This window comes from Brevundimonas sp. TWP2-3-4b1, assembly GCF_049897665.1.
In the GTDB taxonomy this organism is placed as follows: domain Bacteria; phylum Pseudomonadota; class Alphaproteobacteria; order Caulobacterales; family Caulobacteraceae; genus Brevundimonas; species Brevundimonas subvibrioides_B.
The window spans coordinates 126,432-141,972 of sequence record NZ_JAFCWQ010000001.1; the positions used below are offsets into that span (position 1 = coordinate 126,432).

Sequence of the window (15,541 nt, forward strand, 5' to 3'; positions counted from 1 at the left end):
GGCGGTCGAGGCCTGCGCCTGATCCCCGAACGCCGCTCATCCCCGCGAAGGCGGGGACCCAGTGCTTGAGTGAGGCTCGGCGTCTGGGCTCGCCTCACGGCGTGCCGGCGAGAGTCATCGTCCAAAGATCTGGGTCCCCGTCTTCGCGGGGATGAGCGGATGACGGATACACTCGCCCCCGTGAAGGAGAATTTATTCTCCATCCGGGCTTGCGCTGGCCGCGTGCGACGACCACGTCTCGACCGGGTCTTTGAAACCGTCAGGTCATGCCTCGGCATGCTGCATTTCGCTGTCTGCAGAGCCGCACGTATCAAAACGCCAACCCGCTGATTTTATTCAGATCGGCCGCGACTCAGTAGACTCTGTCGACTCCATTTTTGGAGTCTCGTTCCGAACGATCAGGCCGCCTCGGCCCGCACCGTCGCCAGGGCATCCAGCGCCTGCACCAGGTCCGCGATCAGATCGTCCTCGTGCTCCAGACCGACCGACAGCCGCAGCAGGCCGTCGGTGATCCCGGCGACGACGCGCGCTTCGGGCGTCATGGCGGCGTGGGTCATGGTCGCCGGGTGGGCGATCAGGCTTTCGATCCCGCCCAGCGACTCGGCCAGGGTGAAGGTCTCCAGCGTCTCCACCAGCTGGCGCACCGCCTCGACCCCGCCGGCCAGTTCGAAACTGAGCATGGCGCCCGGTCCCTGCTGCTGGCGTGCGGCCAGCGCATAGCCGGGGTGCGACGTCAGGCCCGGATAGTGGACGACCGACACCGCCGGGTGGGCCTCCAGCAGGTCGGCGACCTTGCCCGCCGTTGTCTGCTGCCTTTCGATCCGTGCAAAGAGGGTCCGCACGCCGCGCAGCGTCAGATAGGCGTCGAATGGCGAGCCGGTCACGCCCAGGCAGTTGGCCCACCAGGCCAGCTCCGCATGATCCGCCGGATCGGCCGCGATCACCGCCCCGCCGACCACGTCGGAATGGCCGTTGATGTATTTGGTCGTCGAGTGGACCACGATGTCGGCGCCCAGTTCGATCGGCCGCTGCAGCGCCGGCGACAGGAAGGTGTTGTCGACCACCACCTTGGCCCCGACCCGGTGGGCGCGGGTGCAGATGTCGGCGATGTCGACCACGCGCAGCAGGGGGTTAGACGGCGTCTCGATCAGGACCAGCCTGGGGTTCAGGGCCAGCGCCGCATCCAGCGCGACGGTGTTGCCCTGATCGACCCACAGCACCTCGAAATGCCCCTTCTTCGCCCGGGCGCACAACAGGCGGTGGGTGCCGCCGTAGCAGTCGTGCGGCGCGATCAGCAGGTCGCCGGGCTCCAGCAGGCTCAGCGGCAGATCCACCGCCGCCATCCCGGTCGCCGTGACCACGCAGCCGGCGCCGCCCTCCAGCTCGGCCAGGGTCTCGGCCAGGACGTCACGCGTCGGATTGCCGGAGCGGCTGTAGTCGTATTTCCGCTTCTGCTCGAAGCCCGCGAACGAATAGTTCGAGGACAGATAGAGCGGCGGCATGACCGAACCGTGGGCCGTGTCGGTATCGACGCCGGAGCGGGCGCAGGTGGTGCGGACGTCGTGGGGGCGCTTGCCGGTGGGACGGGTCATTGGTCGATCTCCTTGAGCGCGGAACGGAGGATGGCGGCGACCGCCTCGTCCTCCTTCAGAAAGGCGTCGTGGCCGTACAGGGACGGAGCCTCGACCAGACGCCACAGGGCGGGCAGCCGAGCGCCGAGCTCGCGGATGTCATCGATCGGCACCAGCCGGTCCGAGGTGAAGCCGACCAGGGTCACCGGGGTCCGGATCGCCTCGGGCGTCACGCTGTGGCGGTCGATCGAGTCCGACAGCGAGAGCCAACGGGCCGGCGTTGTGTGGGTCCGGTAGGCCTTGCCCCGTGCGGTCAGGTAGTCGCACACGGGATAGGCCTGGCCTGCCGAGGTCGGGGCCTCGGTCTCGAACCGCTCGCCGAACTCCTCGGCGGTGCGATAGGTGGTCATGGCCAGTTCGCGGGCCAGGGCGACCCCGTCCTCGGGACGACCGGCGGCCTCGGCCAGTTGCAGGATGCGCCGCTGGATGCCGCGCCACGCGGTCGCCTGCGGATGGGCCCGGTGGGCGGCGGAGACGACAACCAGCTGCTTGACCCGGTCCGGGAACAGCTCGCCGAAGGCCAGGGCGATCATGCCGCCATAGGAGCAGCCGACGAAGGCCGAGACGACGGGATTGCCGATCTCGTCGAGGATCAGCCGCAGGAGCCGGGCCTGGTCATGGGTGTTGATGGTGACCGGCTTCGAACCGTCGGCGGCCTCCGGCGCATAGTCGAAGGCCAGGACCTGGAAGCGGCTCAGGTCGATCGGCCCGCGGATCGAGACCGCGCCCGACCACCAGCCCAGGCCGTTGGTCTCGGTCCGGTGCACGAACCGCCCGGCCGAGATGCCGCCGGCCACAACCACCAGCGGCGCCCCGGCCCGGCCGTGCAGCCGCCCGACGATCTGGCGCTGGCCCAATCGCTCGCCGGAGGTCAGACGAAAGTCTGCAGGGATGTCGACGGCGATATCGACCGCGCCGCCGCCCTTGCGGGCAAGGATCGCAGTCGAGCGCGCTGCCGGACGACAGAGCGGTTCTGCGGAAATCTGTTGAGTGTCGAAAGCCATGGCGTCGTCTGCATCGTCCCGCCCAGCAAGGCTCCGCATGCGATGACAGATCGTGGAGACGTCGCCTCGTCGACGCTCCACTCATCTCTCGCGGACCCTTCGAAAAGGATCCTCGCAGGAGTTGGCACCGTTCGGCTGGAAACCGATGGTTGCCCCGACGTCAAAGGGCCTATCCCTCGGTCGGTCTTGATGAGTGGTTTTACGTTGCGGGTGCGAAGACCGCCGGTCAAGAGAAAAAATCTACCCCATTGATCCGGCCTGACGGATAGGCTGTGACTGAAAGGTCGCTAAAGAGACGGCAGGCGCAAAAAAGATGCCCGAACCGGGTTGACGCCGGTCGTTTCACCCGACACTTTCAGACCAACGATTTTTACAGGAACTCGCCCGTGTCCCGTCCCGGCAGCATCGCCGTTCCGACCTCGACCACCGCCCTCGCGGTGCACTCGATGACGCTTGCGACTCTCATTTCGACCACGACCGGTATGACCATCACCGGCCCCTCGCGGGCGGGAACAGGTTAGCGCGCAGGTCGAAAACACCTCAGCCAACCCAGACCCGCCCGGCCCCGGCCAGGCGGGTTTTCTATTGCCCTGATCCCAACTCCTCCCCGAACGGACTATCCAGATGCCCCACTCCAGCGCCCGCCTCGCCGTCGTCGAGAAACCGATCGCTGAGCCTTCGCCCACCGCCGAAGTGGTGGTGCTGAAGTTCGGCTCCTCGATCCTGCAGGACCAGTCCTGCGCCCCCGCTGTCGCCTCCGAGATCTATGGCCACGTCCGCGCGGGCCGGAAGGTGATCGCCGTGGTCTCGGCGCTGGGCGGCCACACCGACCGGCTATTTGCCGACGCGCGCGCGCTCGGCCTCGACCACGAGAACGACCTCCTTCCCGGCTATGTGGCGCTGGGTGAGGAGAAGGCGGCGGCGCTCGTGGCCATCGCCTGCGACCGGATCGGCCTGGATGCGGCGGCATTGTCCGTGCGCGAACTGGGCATTGTGGCGGACGGCCCGGCAGAGCATGCGCATCCTGTCTCGCTGCGCAGCGACGCCCTGTGGAAGGCGCTGGCGGACCATCAAGTCGTCGTGGTTCCGGGCTTCGGCGCCGTGGGTGAGAAAGGGAAGGTGGTGCTGCTGGGGCGCGGCGGTTCGGACCTGACGGCGGTCTTCCTCGCGGCCGAACTGGGCCTCAGCCGCGTGCGCCTGGTGAAGGATGTCGACGGCCTCTACGACCGCGATCCCGCCTCGGCGTCGGGCAAGCCGCTGCGCTATCGCCGGGCCAGCTGGGACGACGCCCGTCGCCACGGCGGCGCCCTGGTCCAGCACGACGCGATCGACATGGGCCAGCAGCGGTCGGTGGAGATCGAGGTGGCCGCGCTCGGTCGCGCCGACTGCACGGTGGTCGGAGACCATTCCGCGCCTCCCGGGCCGTCGATCCCTGATGCGCCTCTGAAGGTGGCCATCGCAGGCTGCGGCGTCGTCGGCGGCGGCCTGCTGCAGCGGCTGCTCAAGGACAACCGGTTCCAGGTGGTCGGAGTGCTCGTGCGCGATCCATCCAAGCCCCGGGATGTGGAGGCGCCCGCCGAACTGTTCACGTCAGACCGTGAGGTGCTGCTGGCGCTTCGGCCCGACATCCTGCTGGAGGCCCTGTCGGAGGGCGCCGCCGGTCACGATCTGATCCGCGCGGCCCTGGAACGCGGCATCGATGTCGCCAGCGCCAACAAACAGGCGATCAGCCGGGACCCGGCCGGTCTCGCCGACGCCGCCCGTGCTCACGGCTCGCACCTCGCCTATTCGGCGGCGGTCGGGGGCGGGGCGCCGATGATCGAGATCCTGCGCGTGGCCAGGGCGGCCGGGCCGGTGAAGGGTTTCGAGGCGGTGCTGAACGGTACGGTCAACTTCATGCTGACGCGGCTTCAGGCCGGCGCCGATTTCGCCGACGCCCTGGCCGATGCTCGCGTCGCAGGCTTCGCCGAGGAAGATCCGTCGTCGGATCTTGAGGGCCGCGATTCGGCCGCCAAGGTCCGTCTACTGGCTTTCGAGGCCTTCGGGCGGACGCCGGCCGAAGCCGACGTGCCCTGCGCCGTCCTGTCGGAGGCGTTCAAGCCGGCCGGGCCGGTCCGCCAGATCGGCGCCTGTGTTCGGGACGGGGAGGGGCTGAAGGCGTCGGTTTCGCTTGACGTGGGCCTCGACGATCCGCTCTTCCAGAGCCTGGACGGGGAGCGCAACGCCTTGAAGGTCTATGGCGAGGACGGTCGGGTTTGGTCGTGCAAGGGCCGCGGCGCGGGCCGCTGGCCGACAACCGAGAGCGTGCTGGCGGACCTCGCCGACATCGTTCGCGCGCGCCATGCGTCGCTGGGTCACCACTAGCGCGTGGCCGTTTTCACTCCGGTCACCGACGATGACGCGCGCGTGTTCCTGGCGGACTATCCGCTGGGCGCATTCGCGTCCCTGCATCCCATCGCCGAGGGGGTGGAGAACACGAACTATCGGCTGGAGACTAGCGGCGCCCGCCATGTCCTGACGCTGTTTGAGGCACGCACCGACGCAGCATCTCTGCCATTCTGTCTGGGCCTGACCGACCATCTGGCGGGCCGAGGACTTCCGGCGCCGAGGCCGGTCCGGAGCAAGGATGGCGCCTGGGTGGGGACGCTGAACGGCCGGCCGGCGGCGGTGATCGAATGGCTTCCGGGCGCCTGGCTGCGGGACCCGTCTTCGGCCGAGGTCGAGGCGGCGGGGGCGATGCTGGCGCGACTGCATCTGGAGGCCGGCGGCTTCCCGATCCAGAGGGCCAACCCTGTCGGGCCCGTAGTCTGGCGGGCGCTGGCGGATCGGTCTGCGACGGTGGCCAGAGGGGAGGACCGCGAGAGCCTGGACGGCGTTGAAGCGGCCCTGGCGCGGCTTGGTAACCCGTGGGCGGAGGATTTGCCCCGCGGACCGATCCATGCCGACTATTTCCCCGACAATGTCCTGTTTGAAGGAGGTCAGGTATCCGGCGTGATCGACTTCTATTTTGGCTGCACGGACCTGTTGGCCTACGACCTCGCTATTGCCCTGAGCGCCTGGGGATTCGATGGCTCAGGCGTTGCCATCTCCGGTGCGGTCGACGCCTTCCGGGGCGGATACGCGGCTGTGCGCCCCCTGACCCGGGCCGAGGCCGACGCGCTTCCGACGCTCGGCGAGGCCGCCGCGATCCGCTTCACCCTGACCCGGCTTCACGACCGCATCTTCCACGATCCGACCAAGCTGGTGACACCAAAGGATCCGGCCGCCTTCTTCCGGCGGGCGGCGTGGTGGCGCGAGGCGGCCTGATCGTTTCGGCACCAACCCGACTCACACCATTTGGCGAACCCGCTTCGCCGAACCGAACCAGAATGACGATGGCCCAGACTTCCGAACGCTATGTTTCGACCCGAGGCGAGGCCTCCGGCAGCGACTTCGCCGACGTCTTGCTGCGCGGCATGGCTCCCGACGGTGGCCTCTACCTGCCGGGAGCCTGGCCCAGCCTCTTACCCGAGAGCTGGGCGGCCGGCCTCGGCTATGTCTCGATCGCGACACGAGCCATGGCGCCCTTCATCGGCGACGCCCTGCCGGCTGGAGCGTTGGACCGGGGCCTGGCTCGACTGGCGGCGGGCTTCGAGCCGGCCGAGGTGACGCCGCTGCGTTGCCTTGAGGACGGCCTCTATATGCTGGAGCTGTTCCATGGTCCGACCGCCGCCTTCAAGGACCTGGCGATGCAGCTCGCGGCTGCGCTTTCGTCCGAGGCGCTGGCGGCGTCGGGCGAGCGACTGACCCTGGTTACGGCGACCAGTGGAGACACCGGCGCGGCCGCCGTGGCCGCGTTCGCCAATGCCGATCGGGTCCGGCTGATCGTGCTCCATCCGCATGAGCGGGTCTCGGCCGTCCAGCGCCGCCAGATGACCACGATCGAGGCCCCGAACGTGCTGAACCTGGCCGTTCGCGGGGACTTTGACGACTGTCAGCGGCTGGTTAAGGGGTTGCTGGCCGACGAGAGCCTGCGCGACGGGGGCCGGTTCTCCAGCGTGAACTCGATCAATTGGGCCCGGCTGGCGGGGCAGATTCCCTACTTTCTCTCAGCGGTTTCACAACTGGCCGCGCTGGGCGAGACGCGAGCGCCGGTCTTCGTCGTCCCGACGGGCAATTTCGGCGACGCTTTTGCCGGGATCGCGGCGTCACGGATGGGGTTGCCGGTCGCCGGGTTCGTCGCCGCCGTGAACCGCAACGACGCCCTGGCGCGCGCCATCAACGACGGCGTCTATTCCAGGAAGGCCGCCGTCGAGACCGCCTCGGTCAGCATGGATGTGCAGGCCCCGTCGAACTTCGAGCGTCTCGTGTTCGAGGCTTCGGGTCGCGATGCCGACCTGACCCGCGCCCTGTTCGAAACCTTCGCGCGCGAGGGCTCGGTCACCCTCCCGCCGGCGCTGCTCGACGCGATCTGCGCCGAGGTCTCGGCCGTGTCAGTCAGCGAGGACGCGACGCGTGAACAGATCGCCCATGCCTACGCGACCTGGGGTCAGGTCGTCTGCCCGCACACCGCTGTCGCCCTTTCGGCTGCGCGGGGAGTGAACAGAAGCCGGGGTCCGGTGGTGGCGCTGTCGACCGCCCATCCCGCCAAGTTCGGCAAGGACGTCGCGCCGGTGCTCGGCTTCAATCCCACCCCGCCCCGTGTGATTCGCGAACTGGGTGACCGGGCCGAGCGGTTCGAGATCATCGACGCCGATGCCGCAGCGGCGAGGGCAGCTGTGCGTGCTTTCTCTGGCTAGGCCGAAGGTCTCGATCGCACGGGGTGCGCACCGTCACGGTTGTTGCTATCGATGGGTGTGACCGATCCGACGCCCTCCGCCCGCCTGACCCACCTCCAGTCACTGGAGGCCGAGGCGATCCATATTTTGCGCGAGGTGGCCGCCGAGATCGAGCGGCCGGTGATGCTGTATTCGATCGGCAAGGATTCCGCCGTGATGCTGCATCTGGCGCGGAAGGCCTTCTTCCCGGGGCCGATTCCGTTCCCGCTGATGCACATCGATACGACGTGGAAGTTCCGGGACATGTATGCCCTGCGCGACCAGGTCGCGTCGGCGGGCGACGTCGATCTTAAGATCTGGGTCAACGAGGATGCGCGGTCGCGCGGGATCAATCCGTTCGATCACGGCTCCATGCATACCGACCTGTGGAAGACCGAGGGGCTCAAACAGGCGCTGGATCACCACGGCTTCCAGGCGGCGTTCGGCGGGGCCCGGCGCGACGAGGAGAAGTCTCGGGCCAAGGAGCGGGTCTTCTCCTTCCGCTCGACCGGACATCGCTGGGACCCCAAGAACCAGAGGCCGGAGCTCTGGCGGCTGTATAACACCCGGATCGGGGCGGGGGAGAGCATCCGCGTCTTCCCGATCTCGAACTGGACCGAACTGGATGTGTGGCAATACATCGGGCAGGAGGTGATCCCGATCGTGCCTCTGTATTTCGCTCGACCGAGGCCCGTGGTCGAGCGCGATGGGGCGCTGATCATGGTCGATGACCAACGGATGCGGTTGCTGCCCGGCGAGACGCCTTCGGTAAGGTCGGTGCGGTTCCGGACCCTGGGCTGCTATCCTCTGACCGGCGCGGTCGAGAGCGAGGCGACCAGCGTCGCCGATATCATCGCCGAGATGAAGGCCTCTACCACCTCGGAGCGGCAGGGGCGGGTCATCGACCATGACCAGGCCGCCTCGATGGAGAGGAAGAAGGCGGAGGGCTATTTCTGATGAAGTCCCTGCTGCGCTTCATCACCTGCGGCTCGGTGGACGACGGCAAGTCGACCCTGATCGGGCGGTTGCTCTACGACACCAAGACGATCCTCGACGACCAGATGTCGGCGCTGGAAGCCGACTCGAAACGGGTGGGGACGCAAGGGGCGAACATCGACTTCGCCCTGCTGGTCGACGGTCTGGCGGCCGAGCGCGAGCAGGGCATCACCATCGACGTGGCCTATCGCTTCTTCGCCACCGAGGGGCGGAAATTCATCGTCGCCGATACACCGGGCCATGAGCAGTACACGCGCAACATGGTCACCGGCGCCTCCACGGCCGATGTGGCCGTGATCCTGATCGACGCGCGCAAGGGCGTGCTGGTCCAGACACGACGGCACTCGTACCTGTGCGCCTTACTGGGCATCCGCAAGGTGGTGCTGGCGGTCAACAAGATGGATCTCGTGGGCTGGGATCCCGCCGTGTTTGCCGGAATCGTCGCCGACTATAGTGATTTCGCCGACAGCATCGGTCTGAACGATGTGACGCCGATCGCCCTGTCGGGCCTGACGGGGGAGGGGGTCGTAGCGCGGGCGCCGGGCTTCGATCAGCTGACCTTGCTGGAGTGGCTGGAAGGCGTCGAGGTCGGCGACGATGCGGCGGCGCAGCCGTTCCGGATGCCCGTTCAGTGGGTCAATCGTCCGAACCCTGAGTTTCGCGGCTATGCGGGTCTGATCGCGGCCGGAACCGTGCTGCCGGGCGACCGGGTAAGGGTGCTGCCGGCCGGGCGCGAGAGCCGTATCGCGCGGATCGTGGCCATGCCGGGCGACCTCGCCGACGCGGCGGCCGGGCAGTCGGTGACCCTGACGCTCGAGGACGAGATCGACGTCTCGCGCGGCGACGTGATCGCGGCGGCCGAGGCCCCGCCCGAGGTCGCGGACCAGTTCGAGGCGACCGTCGTCTGGATGGACGAGGAGACCTTGTCGCCCGGCCGGTCCTATCTGCTCAAGATCGGCGCCCGCGCGGCGACGGCCCAGATCACGGCGATCAAACACCGGGTCAACGTCAACACCCTGGAGAAGCTGGCGGCCAAGCGGCTGGAGCTGAACGATATCGCCGTCTGCAACATCTCGCTGGATCGGCCCATCGCCTTCGAGCCCTATGAGAGGAACCGGGACCTGGGCGGCTTCATCCTGATCGACCGGATGACCAACCGGACGGTCGGGGCGGGGATGGTCCGCTATGCACTGCGCCGGGCCGACAACATCCACTGGCAGGCCATCGACGTGGACCGCGACGCCCGGGCGGCGATGAAGGGCCAGAAGGGCGCGGTCGTCTGGCTGACCGGACTGTCCGGAGCCGGAAAATCGACCATCGCCAATCTGGTCGACAGGCGGCTGCATGCTCTGGGGCGGCATACCTATCTGCTTGACGGCGACAATGTCCGTCACGGGCTGAACCGCGACTTGGGCTTCACCGAGGAGGACCGGGTGGAGAACATCCGCCGGGTGGCCGAGGTGGCGAAACTGATGGCGGATGCGGGCCTTATCGTCATCACCGCCTTCATCTCGCCCTTCCGGGCCGAGCGGCGGATGGCGCGCGAGATGATGACCGAGGGCGAGTTCCTGGAGGTGTTCGTCGATGCGCCCCTTGCGGTCGCTGAGGAGCGCGACGTCAAGGGGCTGTACGCCAAGGCGCGGGCGGGCGACCTGAAGAACTTCACCGGCATCGATAGTCCGTACGAGGCGCCCGAGGCGGCGGAGATCGTAATCGACACCACGGCCCTGAGCGCGGTGCAGGCTGCGGAGACGATCGTCGTGCGGCTGGGGTTGGGCTGACTTTCGGGCGTCTTGCGCGTATGGGGTCGCCGACGATGACCTATCCCGCCCACAGACTGTCCGTCGCGCCGATGATGGACTGGACCGACCGGCATTGCCGGGCGTTCCACCGCGCCCTGTCGAGCCGGGCGCTGCTCTATACGGAGATGGTTACGGCGCCGGCGGTGATCCATGGTGATCGGGAACGGCTGCTGGGCTTCGACGCCGTCGAACATCCGGTGGCGCTGCAACTCGGCGGATCCGATCCGGCGCAGCTGGCCGAGGCGGCGAAGATCGGCGCGGCCATGGGATACGACGAGATCAATCTGAATGTCGGCTGCCCGTCGGATCGGGTGCAGTCGGGGCGGTTCGGGGCCTGTCTGATGCGGGAGCCTGAACTGGTCGCCGACTGTATGGCGGCCATCCGCGAGGCGGTGGATGTGCCGGCGACGGTGAAGTGTCGCATCGGGGTGGACGATCAGGACCCGGCGGTCAGCCTGTTCGCGACGGTGGACGCCTCGGCGGCGGTCGGTGTGACGACCTTCATCGTCCATGCGCGCAAGGCCTGGCTGAGCGGCCTGTCGCCCAAGGAGAACCGCGACGTGCCGCCGCTGGACTATGCGCTGGTGCGCCGGTTGAAGCGGGAGCGGCCCCATCTGACCGTCTGCGTCAATGGCGGCATCGGATCGCTGGACGCGGCCGAGGCGCATCTGGACGCGAGCGACGGGGTGCAGCTGGACGGGGTCATGCTGGGTCGGGCCGCCTATCACGAGCCGGCCTTGCTGGGGCAGGTGGACCGTCGGGTGTTCGGCGCGGCGGGCGCCGATGTCGATCCGTTCGAGGCGGTCGAGCGGTACAAGCCCTATCTGGCCGCGCGGCTGGAGGAGGGCTGGGGCCTGCATGCCATGACGCGGCATATGCTGGGCGTAATGCATGGGCGGCCAGGCGCGCGGACCTTCCGGCGCGTCCTGACGGTCGAGGCGATCAGGCCGGGCGCGGGTCTGGACGTCGTCGATCGCGCGGCCGAGGCGGTGCGCGAGGCCGAGGCGCGGCGCGACCGGGTCGAAGAGGCCGCATGACAGGGTCAACGGTCCGTTAAGCGTAACCGGGACAAGGCTGCGGCCATGACCCGCATAGCGCTGATCGCTCTCACTCTTTTGACAGGCTCGGCCGGTATGGCGGAGGCGCAGAGCCGTCATCCGCGCTCGCCGATCACAGCCGCCCTGAACGCCGGGACCACCGGCGTGGGGGCCGAGGTGCAGCTGTCGCTCGGGCCGGTGTTCGTGGTGCGGGGCGGGATTGACACCCTCGGCTACGACTTCGACGAGAGTTACAGCGACGTCGACTATTCGGGGCGGTTCGACTTCGACACGGTGTCGGGATTCGTCGATCTGCATCCGTTCCTGAATGGATTTCTCATCTCCGGCGGGGTCTATGTGGGAGACCGGACCATCAACCTCGATGGGCAGCCGACGGCGCCGGTGGAGATCGGCGGGGCGACGTTTACGCCGGCGCAGGTCGGGACGCTGAGCGGGCGGATCAAGCTGTCGGACACGGCGCCGTTCGTGGGCGTCGGCTATGACGACAGCTTCATTCGCGAGGGGCGCTGGGGCTTCCGGGGCATCGTCGGGGTGGCCTGGGGCCAGGAGCCGGAGGTGGGGCTGTCGTCGAGCGGCGGGACGTTGTCGGACGATCCGATCTTCCGCGCGCGTCTGGAGCAGGAGGCGCGCGACATCCAGCAGGACGCCGAGGACAAGGCCTTCTTCCCTGTCGTGCAGCTGGGCGTGACGGCGCGGTTCTGAGGCGGACAAGCGGGGCGGCGCGCGCTAGACCGCCCCGGTGACCTCGCTCCCATTGAACGAACTGGCCCTGCTTGCCGCTGCGGTGCTCGCGGCGGGGCTGGCGGGCGGACTGATCGCCGGCCTGTTCGGGGTCGGCGGCGGGACGGTGCTGGTGCCGGCGCTGTTCTATGCCTTCTCGGTGCTGGGCCTGGGCGGGGAGAGCAATCTGCATGTCGCCATCGGCACCTCCCTGCTGACCATCGTGGCGACGTCCTGGCGGTCGCTGGGGGCGCCGGGCGCACGGGGCGGTGGACGAACAGGTGCTGAAGACCTGGACCCCCTGGGTCGGGGCGGGCGCGCTGGTCGGCGCCGCGATCGCGGGCCTGACCTCGATGGAGGGGCTGGCGATCGTCTATGGCGTCTGTCTCGCTGTGGTCGCGGCGCAGATGGGGCTGTTACCGGAGACGGTGCACGTCCGGGAGGACCTGCCGACGGGCTGGTGGCGGCGCGGGATCGGCGGGCTGATCGGCCTGCTGTCCGCGATGATGGGGGTCGGGGGCGGCAGTTTCGGCGGCATGCTCATGACCCTGTGCGGACGGCCGATCCATCAGGCGGTGGCGACGGCCTCAGGCTTCGGCATCGCCATCGGGGCCGCGGCGACGGTAGGCTTCGTCGTGTTCGGATTTGGCGCAGATGGCAGGCCGCCTTTGAGCCTCGGCTACGTCAATGTGCCGGCCGCCATGGCGATGGGCGTGCTGACGACGCTGGTGGCACCGTATGGCGCGCGGCTGGCGCACCGCTTGAACCGGAAGGTGCTGAGGAAGGCGTTCGCGATCTATCTTTTGCTGACCGCAGTCTCGGTGGTGGTGAAGGCGCTCTAAGGATCGAATTGCAGTCCTGGCGCCCGCCGGTGAGTTTGCGGCGATTTCGGCTAGTGAGACACTGCAAAATCCGACGATTTCGGTGAGGGATGCTACGGCAATTTCTGCAGAAAACTGCACAACGCTGCTGAGTCCGCAGATGGGCAAAACGATGCGATAGGGCGGTAGGCCCGCTTTCTCATCCGTGCATCCCCGCGACGGCGGGGACTCAGGTTTAAGCCCCGGCATGGCGCGCTGGATCTATGGCGGTCCAGACTCGGTAACGCCTTTCGCCCAAAGCGCTGGGTCCCCGCCTTCGCGGGGATGCACGGTTGGTGTGGCTCAGGGCCGCAGCGTCAGACCGGTCGGACGCGCCTCGAAGGCGGAGAGGCGGCCGAGGTAGCTCATGCCCAGAAGGGAGTGGGCTAGGCCTTCCTCGACGACGAGAGCGCGGACCTTGTTCACCCGGGCGCCGGCGACGGCGACGTGATCCAGATCGATGGGGGCGGCCTTGACGGGGCCCGACGCGGTCTCGATCGTCTGGGTGAAATCGGCGGGGGTCAGGCGCAGGCCGAGACGCAGGGCGTCCTGGCGGGTCAGGGCGACGACCGAGGCTCCGGTATCGACCAGGACGCGGATGGCCCGACCGTCGATGTCGGCCTCTGCCCAGTAATGGCCGTCAGCGGCGCGGGCGATCTGGGCGGGTTGGCCGGGCGCGGCGCGGGGCAGGGCGCGCGCTTCGGCAGGGGCGATCATCACGGCGGCCTCTGCCGTGCGGGGTTCCTGGTGGGTCAGCCACCAGGCGACGCTCAACGAGGAGACGGTTGCGATGCCCATGACGATCGCTGACTGGATATCTAGACGCAACGCGGCACACCTTCGTGACGGACCGCTTCTGCGGATGGCCGCACAGTGCCTGCGCCGGGTTGGGATGCGGTGAAGCGACGTGGCTGACGAGGGGTTAACGGTTCAACGGCCCAGCTTAGCGGGGTCTATGCGAGCCTCCCGCGTCGAAAGTTCAGACATGATTTCAGTGCGTTGATCGTCGGTCAGCTGGCTCCAGCCGCCGATCTCCGCCAAGGTCCGGTAACACCCCAGGCACAGTCCCGTAGGCCCATCGACGATGCAGACCTGCACGCACGGGGTGGCGATGGAGTGTGGCTGTGGGGCTGCATTGGAAGACATGATTGCGAAAACTGATCCGAAGCCGGACTAAAAAACTTGCAAATCTGCGGAAATGTGCGAGGGTGTTATCGACGCGAAACGACTGAGAGGGTGAAAATCCCTGCGAGCACGACGCGCCTCTTTTCATCGTTCAGCGAAAGGAGACGCCAGGATGAACGACAAGGAGAGAAACCTCCAGCACGCCATGATGTCCTTTGCCCTTTGGGGCGGGATGCTGGTGGGCAATCGACCGTCTCGCCAAAGCGAGCGGTTGGTCAGCCACCCGTCCAACTTCGTGCCCTTCCGGCACGGGAAGAAAGACTGAGATCAATGCCCTCTCCCCTTGCGGGAGAGGGAGATCGCGCACGGCGGCGGAGCTGTCGTTCTGGCGCGGTCGGGTGAGGGGTCACACAGACGCTCACCGGTGAGGCGGCCAGGACCCCTCACCCTTTCGGCTAAACCGCATCGCTACGCTCTGCGAGCCTCAAGCCCTCTCCCGCAAGGGGAGAGGGTCGTTTGTTGTCAGCTCGCCGCCCGCGCTTCGGGCGTCTGCATCGAGCGGGTGGCGGGGACGCCGACGGTCGGGGTGCGCGCGGCGCCGGCGGCCTGGCCGGGCTTCATGAACTTCACCAGCACGCGCTGACCGATCAACAGGGGTGCGTCGCCGGCGGTGACGACCACTTCCACCACGCGTTCATCGGACCGCTGCGAGGGGTCGTCCGAGGCCAGTTTGCGAGCGCCGAAGACGGCGGCGCGACGCAGGACCGTGCCGATATAGACCTTGGACGGATCGCCCTCGGGGGTGATCTCGACGGCCTGGCCGGTCGTGACGTTGGGGATATCCGACTCCACGATCTCGGCGCGGGCGATGCGGGGCGCGTTCGGCTCCAGATCGAACATGTTGGACACGTTCAGGGTCGAGGCGCCGGCGCCCGGGTTGGCGTAGCGGCGCACGATGCGGCCGTTGGCCGGCGAGCGGATCACCGTCAGTTCGACATTGTAGGCGGCCTGGTCGCGTCGGGCGCGGGCGGTCTGGACCGCCGCCTGTTGCGAGCCGAGGCGGGCCTGGGCCTGGGCGATGCCGTCGCGGGCCTGGTCGAGACGCTGGGCGGCGACGAAGTTGGTGGCGACGAGCCGTTCCAGCCGGTCGTACTCGCGCTGGGCGGTGCGGATATCGACCTGGATCAGGTTGAGCTGGCTCTGGGCCGAGGCCAGGTCGGCGTTCGAGGTCTGAAGCGCCAGACGGGCCTCGTCATCTTCCTGACGGGCCAGGATCTGGCCGGCGACGACGGTGTCGCCTTCCTGGACCAGGACTTCGCGCACGATGCCGCCGCGACGGGCCGCGATCTGGATGATGCCGCCCTCGATATCGACCTTGCCGTTGGCGATGGCCGCGTAGGGGCTCTCGACCTTCTCGGCCTCGGCCTTCTCGGCTTCAGCCTTCTTGGCCTCGCCCTGGCTGCGCATGAACGAGAATCCGGCCACGAGCACGATGATCAGCACGATGCCGATCCAGAGCCATTTGTTCTTCAGGAAGGCGGGCATGACG

Annotated in this window: 14 protein-coding genes and 1 riboswitch; of the genes, 9 read left to right on the forward strand and 5 right to left on the reverse strand. The window is 68.0% G+C overall.

From position 1 onward, the window contains the following. Positions 1–398: 398 nt before the first annotated feature. Positions 399–1,592, reverse strand: coding sequence for a cystathionine gamma-synthase (metB, locus tag ACP7A5_RS00670; protein ID WP_426040110.1), 1,194 nt, complete (start codon positions 1,590–1,592; stop codon positions 399–401). Next, a complete protein-coding gene (gene metX, locus ACP7A5_RS00675; protein ID WP_426040111.1) occupies positions 1,589–2,635 on the reverse strand; it encodes a homoserine O-succinyltransferase MetX in 1,047 nt (348 codons plus the stop codon). The genes metB and metX overlap by 4 nt, the downstream gene beginning before the upstream one ends. Positions 2,636–2,713: 78 nt before the next feature. Then, positions 2,714–2,831: riboswitch (SAM riboswitch) on the reverse strand. 428 nt (positions 2,832–3,259) lie between these two features. Here metX and ACP7A5_RS00680 point away from each other — a divergent pair. From ACP7A5_RS00680 to ACP7A5_RS00715, 8 genes are all read left to right on the forward strand, one after another. Further along, a complete protein-coding gene (locus ACP7A5_RS00680; RefSeq protein WP_426040112.1) occupies positions 3,260–4,999 on the forward strand; it encodes a homoserine dehydrogenase in 1,740 nt (579 codons plus the stop codon). Between the two features lie 3 nt (positions 5,000–5,002). After that, on the forward strand, positions 5,003–5,941 hold the full coding sequence (thrB, locus tag ACP7A5_RS00685) for a homoserine kinase (protein ID WP_426040113.1): 939 nt from the start codon (positions 5,003–5,005) through the stop codon (positions 5,939–5,941). A gap of 68 nt (positions 5,942–6,009) precedes the next feature. Next, positions 6,010–7,413, forward strand: coding sequence for a threonine synthase (thrC, locus tag ACP7A5_RS00690; RefSeq protein WP_426040114.1), 1,404 nt, complete (start codon positions 6,010–6,012; stop codon positions 7,411–7,413). 51 nt (positions 7,414–7,464) lie between these two features. Then, positions 7,465–8,388: a sulfate adenylyltransferase subunit CysD gene (gene cysD, locus ACP7A5_RS00695; protein ID WP_426040115.1), complete on the forward strand. Its 924-nt coding sequence runs from the start codon at positions 7,465–7,467 to the stop codon at positions 8,386–8,388. Continuing rightward, a complete protein-coding gene (gene cysN / locus ACP7A5_RS00700) occupies positions 8,388–10,208 on the forward strand; it encodes a sulfate adenylyltransferase subunit CysN (RefSeq protein WP_426040116.1) in 1,821 nt (606 codons plus the stop codon). Before cysD ends, cysN begins: the two co-directional genes overlap by 1 nt. 35 nt (positions 10,209–10,243) lie before the next feature. After that, positions 10,244–11,266 carry a tRNA dihydrouridine(20/20a) synthase DusA gene (gene dusA, locus ACP7A5_RS00705; RefSeq protein ID WP_426040117.1) on the forward strand — a complete coding sequence of 341 codons (1,023 nt, stop codon included), beginning with the start codon at positions 10,244–10,246 and terminating at the stop codon, positions 11,264–11,266. A gap of 45 nt (positions 11,267–11,311) precedes the next feature. Continuing rightward, positions 11,312–11,989, forward strand: a complete 678-nt coding sequence (locus tag ACP7A5_RS00710) for a hypothetical protein (RefSeq protein WP_426040118.1) — start codon at positions 11,312–11,314, stop codon at positions 11,987–11,989. Between the two features lie 299 nt (positions 11,990–12,288). Further along, positions 12,289–12,849, forward strand: coding sequence for a sulfite exporter TauE/SafE family protein (locus tag ACP7A5_RS00715; protein ID WP_426040119.1), 561 nt, complete (start codon positions 12,289–12,291; stop codon positions 12,847–12,849). 321 nt (positions 12,850–13,170) lie between these two features. Here the strand turns inward: ACP7A5_RS00715 and ACP7A5_RS00720 are convergent, their stop codons facing one another. Next, entirely contained in the window at positions 13,171–13,665 is a 495-nt protein-coding gene (locus tag ACP7A5_RS00720; RefSeq protein WP_426040120.1) for a TIGR02281 family clan AA aspartic protease, read from the reverse strand. A gap of 132 nt (positions 13,666–13,797) precedes the next feature. Further along, the gene (locus tag ACP7A5_RS00725) at positions 13,798–14,013 is read right to left on the reverse strand and encodes a DUF1289 domain-containing protein (RefSeq protein WP_426040121.1); all 216 of its coding nucleotides are present in this window, start codon (positions 14,011–14,013) and stop codon (positions 13,798–13,800) included. A 151-nt stretch (positions 14,014–14,164) separates the two neighbouring features. Between ACP7A5_RS00725 and ACP7A5_RS00730 the strand changes: the two genes are divergently transcribed. Continuing rightward, entirely contained in the window at positions 14,165–14,317 is a 153-nt protein-coding gene (locus ACP7A5_RS00730) for a hypothetical protein (protein ID WP_426040122.1), read from the forward strand. A gap of 197 nt (positions 14,318–14,514) precedes the next feature. On the opposite strand, the gene ACP7A5_RS00735 is transcribed toward ACP7A5_RS00730, so the two are convergent. Further along, complete coding sequence (locus tag ACP7A5_RS00735) at positions 14,515–15,537, reverse strand: HlyD family secretion protein (protein ID WP_426040123.1); 1,023 nt, start codon at positions 15,535–15,537, stop codon at positions 14,515–14,517. Positions 15,538–15,541 lie beyond the last annotated feature (4 nt).

Coding starts and splice junctions, on each gene's coding strand:
- metB (WP_426040110.1), bottom strand. CDS start 1,592: ATGACCCGTCCCACCGGCAAGCGCCCCCACGACGTCCGCACCACCTGC.
- metX (WP_426040111.1), bottom strand. CDS start 2,635: ATGGCTTTCGACACTCAACAGATTTCCGCAGAACCGCTCTGTCGTCCG.
- ACP7A5_RS00680 (WP_426040112.1), top strand. CDS start 3,260: ATGCCCCACTCCAGCGCCCGCCTCGCCGTCGTCGAGAAACCGATCGCT.
- thrC (WP_426040114.1), top strand. CDS start 6,010: ATGGCCCAGACTTCCGAACGCTATGTTTCGACCCGAGGCGAGGCCTCC.
- cysD (WP_426040115.1), top strand. CDS start 7,465: ATGGGTGTGACCGATCCGACGCCCTCCGCCCGCCTGACCCACCTCCAG.
- cysN (WP_426040116.1), top strand. CDS start 8,388: ATGAAGTCCCTGCTGCGCTTCATCACCTGCGGCTCGGTGGACGACGGC.
- dusA (WP_426040117.1), top strand. CDS start 10,244: ATGACCTATCCCGCCCACAGACTGTCCGTCGCGCCGATGATGGACTGG.
- ACP7A5_RS00710 (WP_426040118.1), top strand. CDS start 11,312: ATGACCCGCATAGCGCTGATCGCTCTCACTCTTTTGACAGGCTCGGCC.
- ACP7A5_RS00720 (WP_426040120.1), bottom strand. CDS start 13,665: ATGGGCATCGCAACCGTCTCCTCGTTGAGCGTCGCCTGGTGGCTGACC.
- ACP7A5_RS00725 (WP_426040121.1), bottom strand. CDS start 14,013: ATGTCTTCCAATGCAGCCCCACAGCCACACTCCATCGCCACCCCGTGC.
- ACP7A5_RS00730 (WP_426040122.1), top strand. CDS start 14,165: ATGAACGACAAGGAGAGAAACCTCCAGCACGCCATGATGTCCTTTGCC.
- ACP7A5_RS00735 (WP_426040123.1), bottom strand. CDS start 15,537: ATGCCCGCCTTCCTGAAGAACAAATGGCTCTGGATCGGCATCGTGCTG.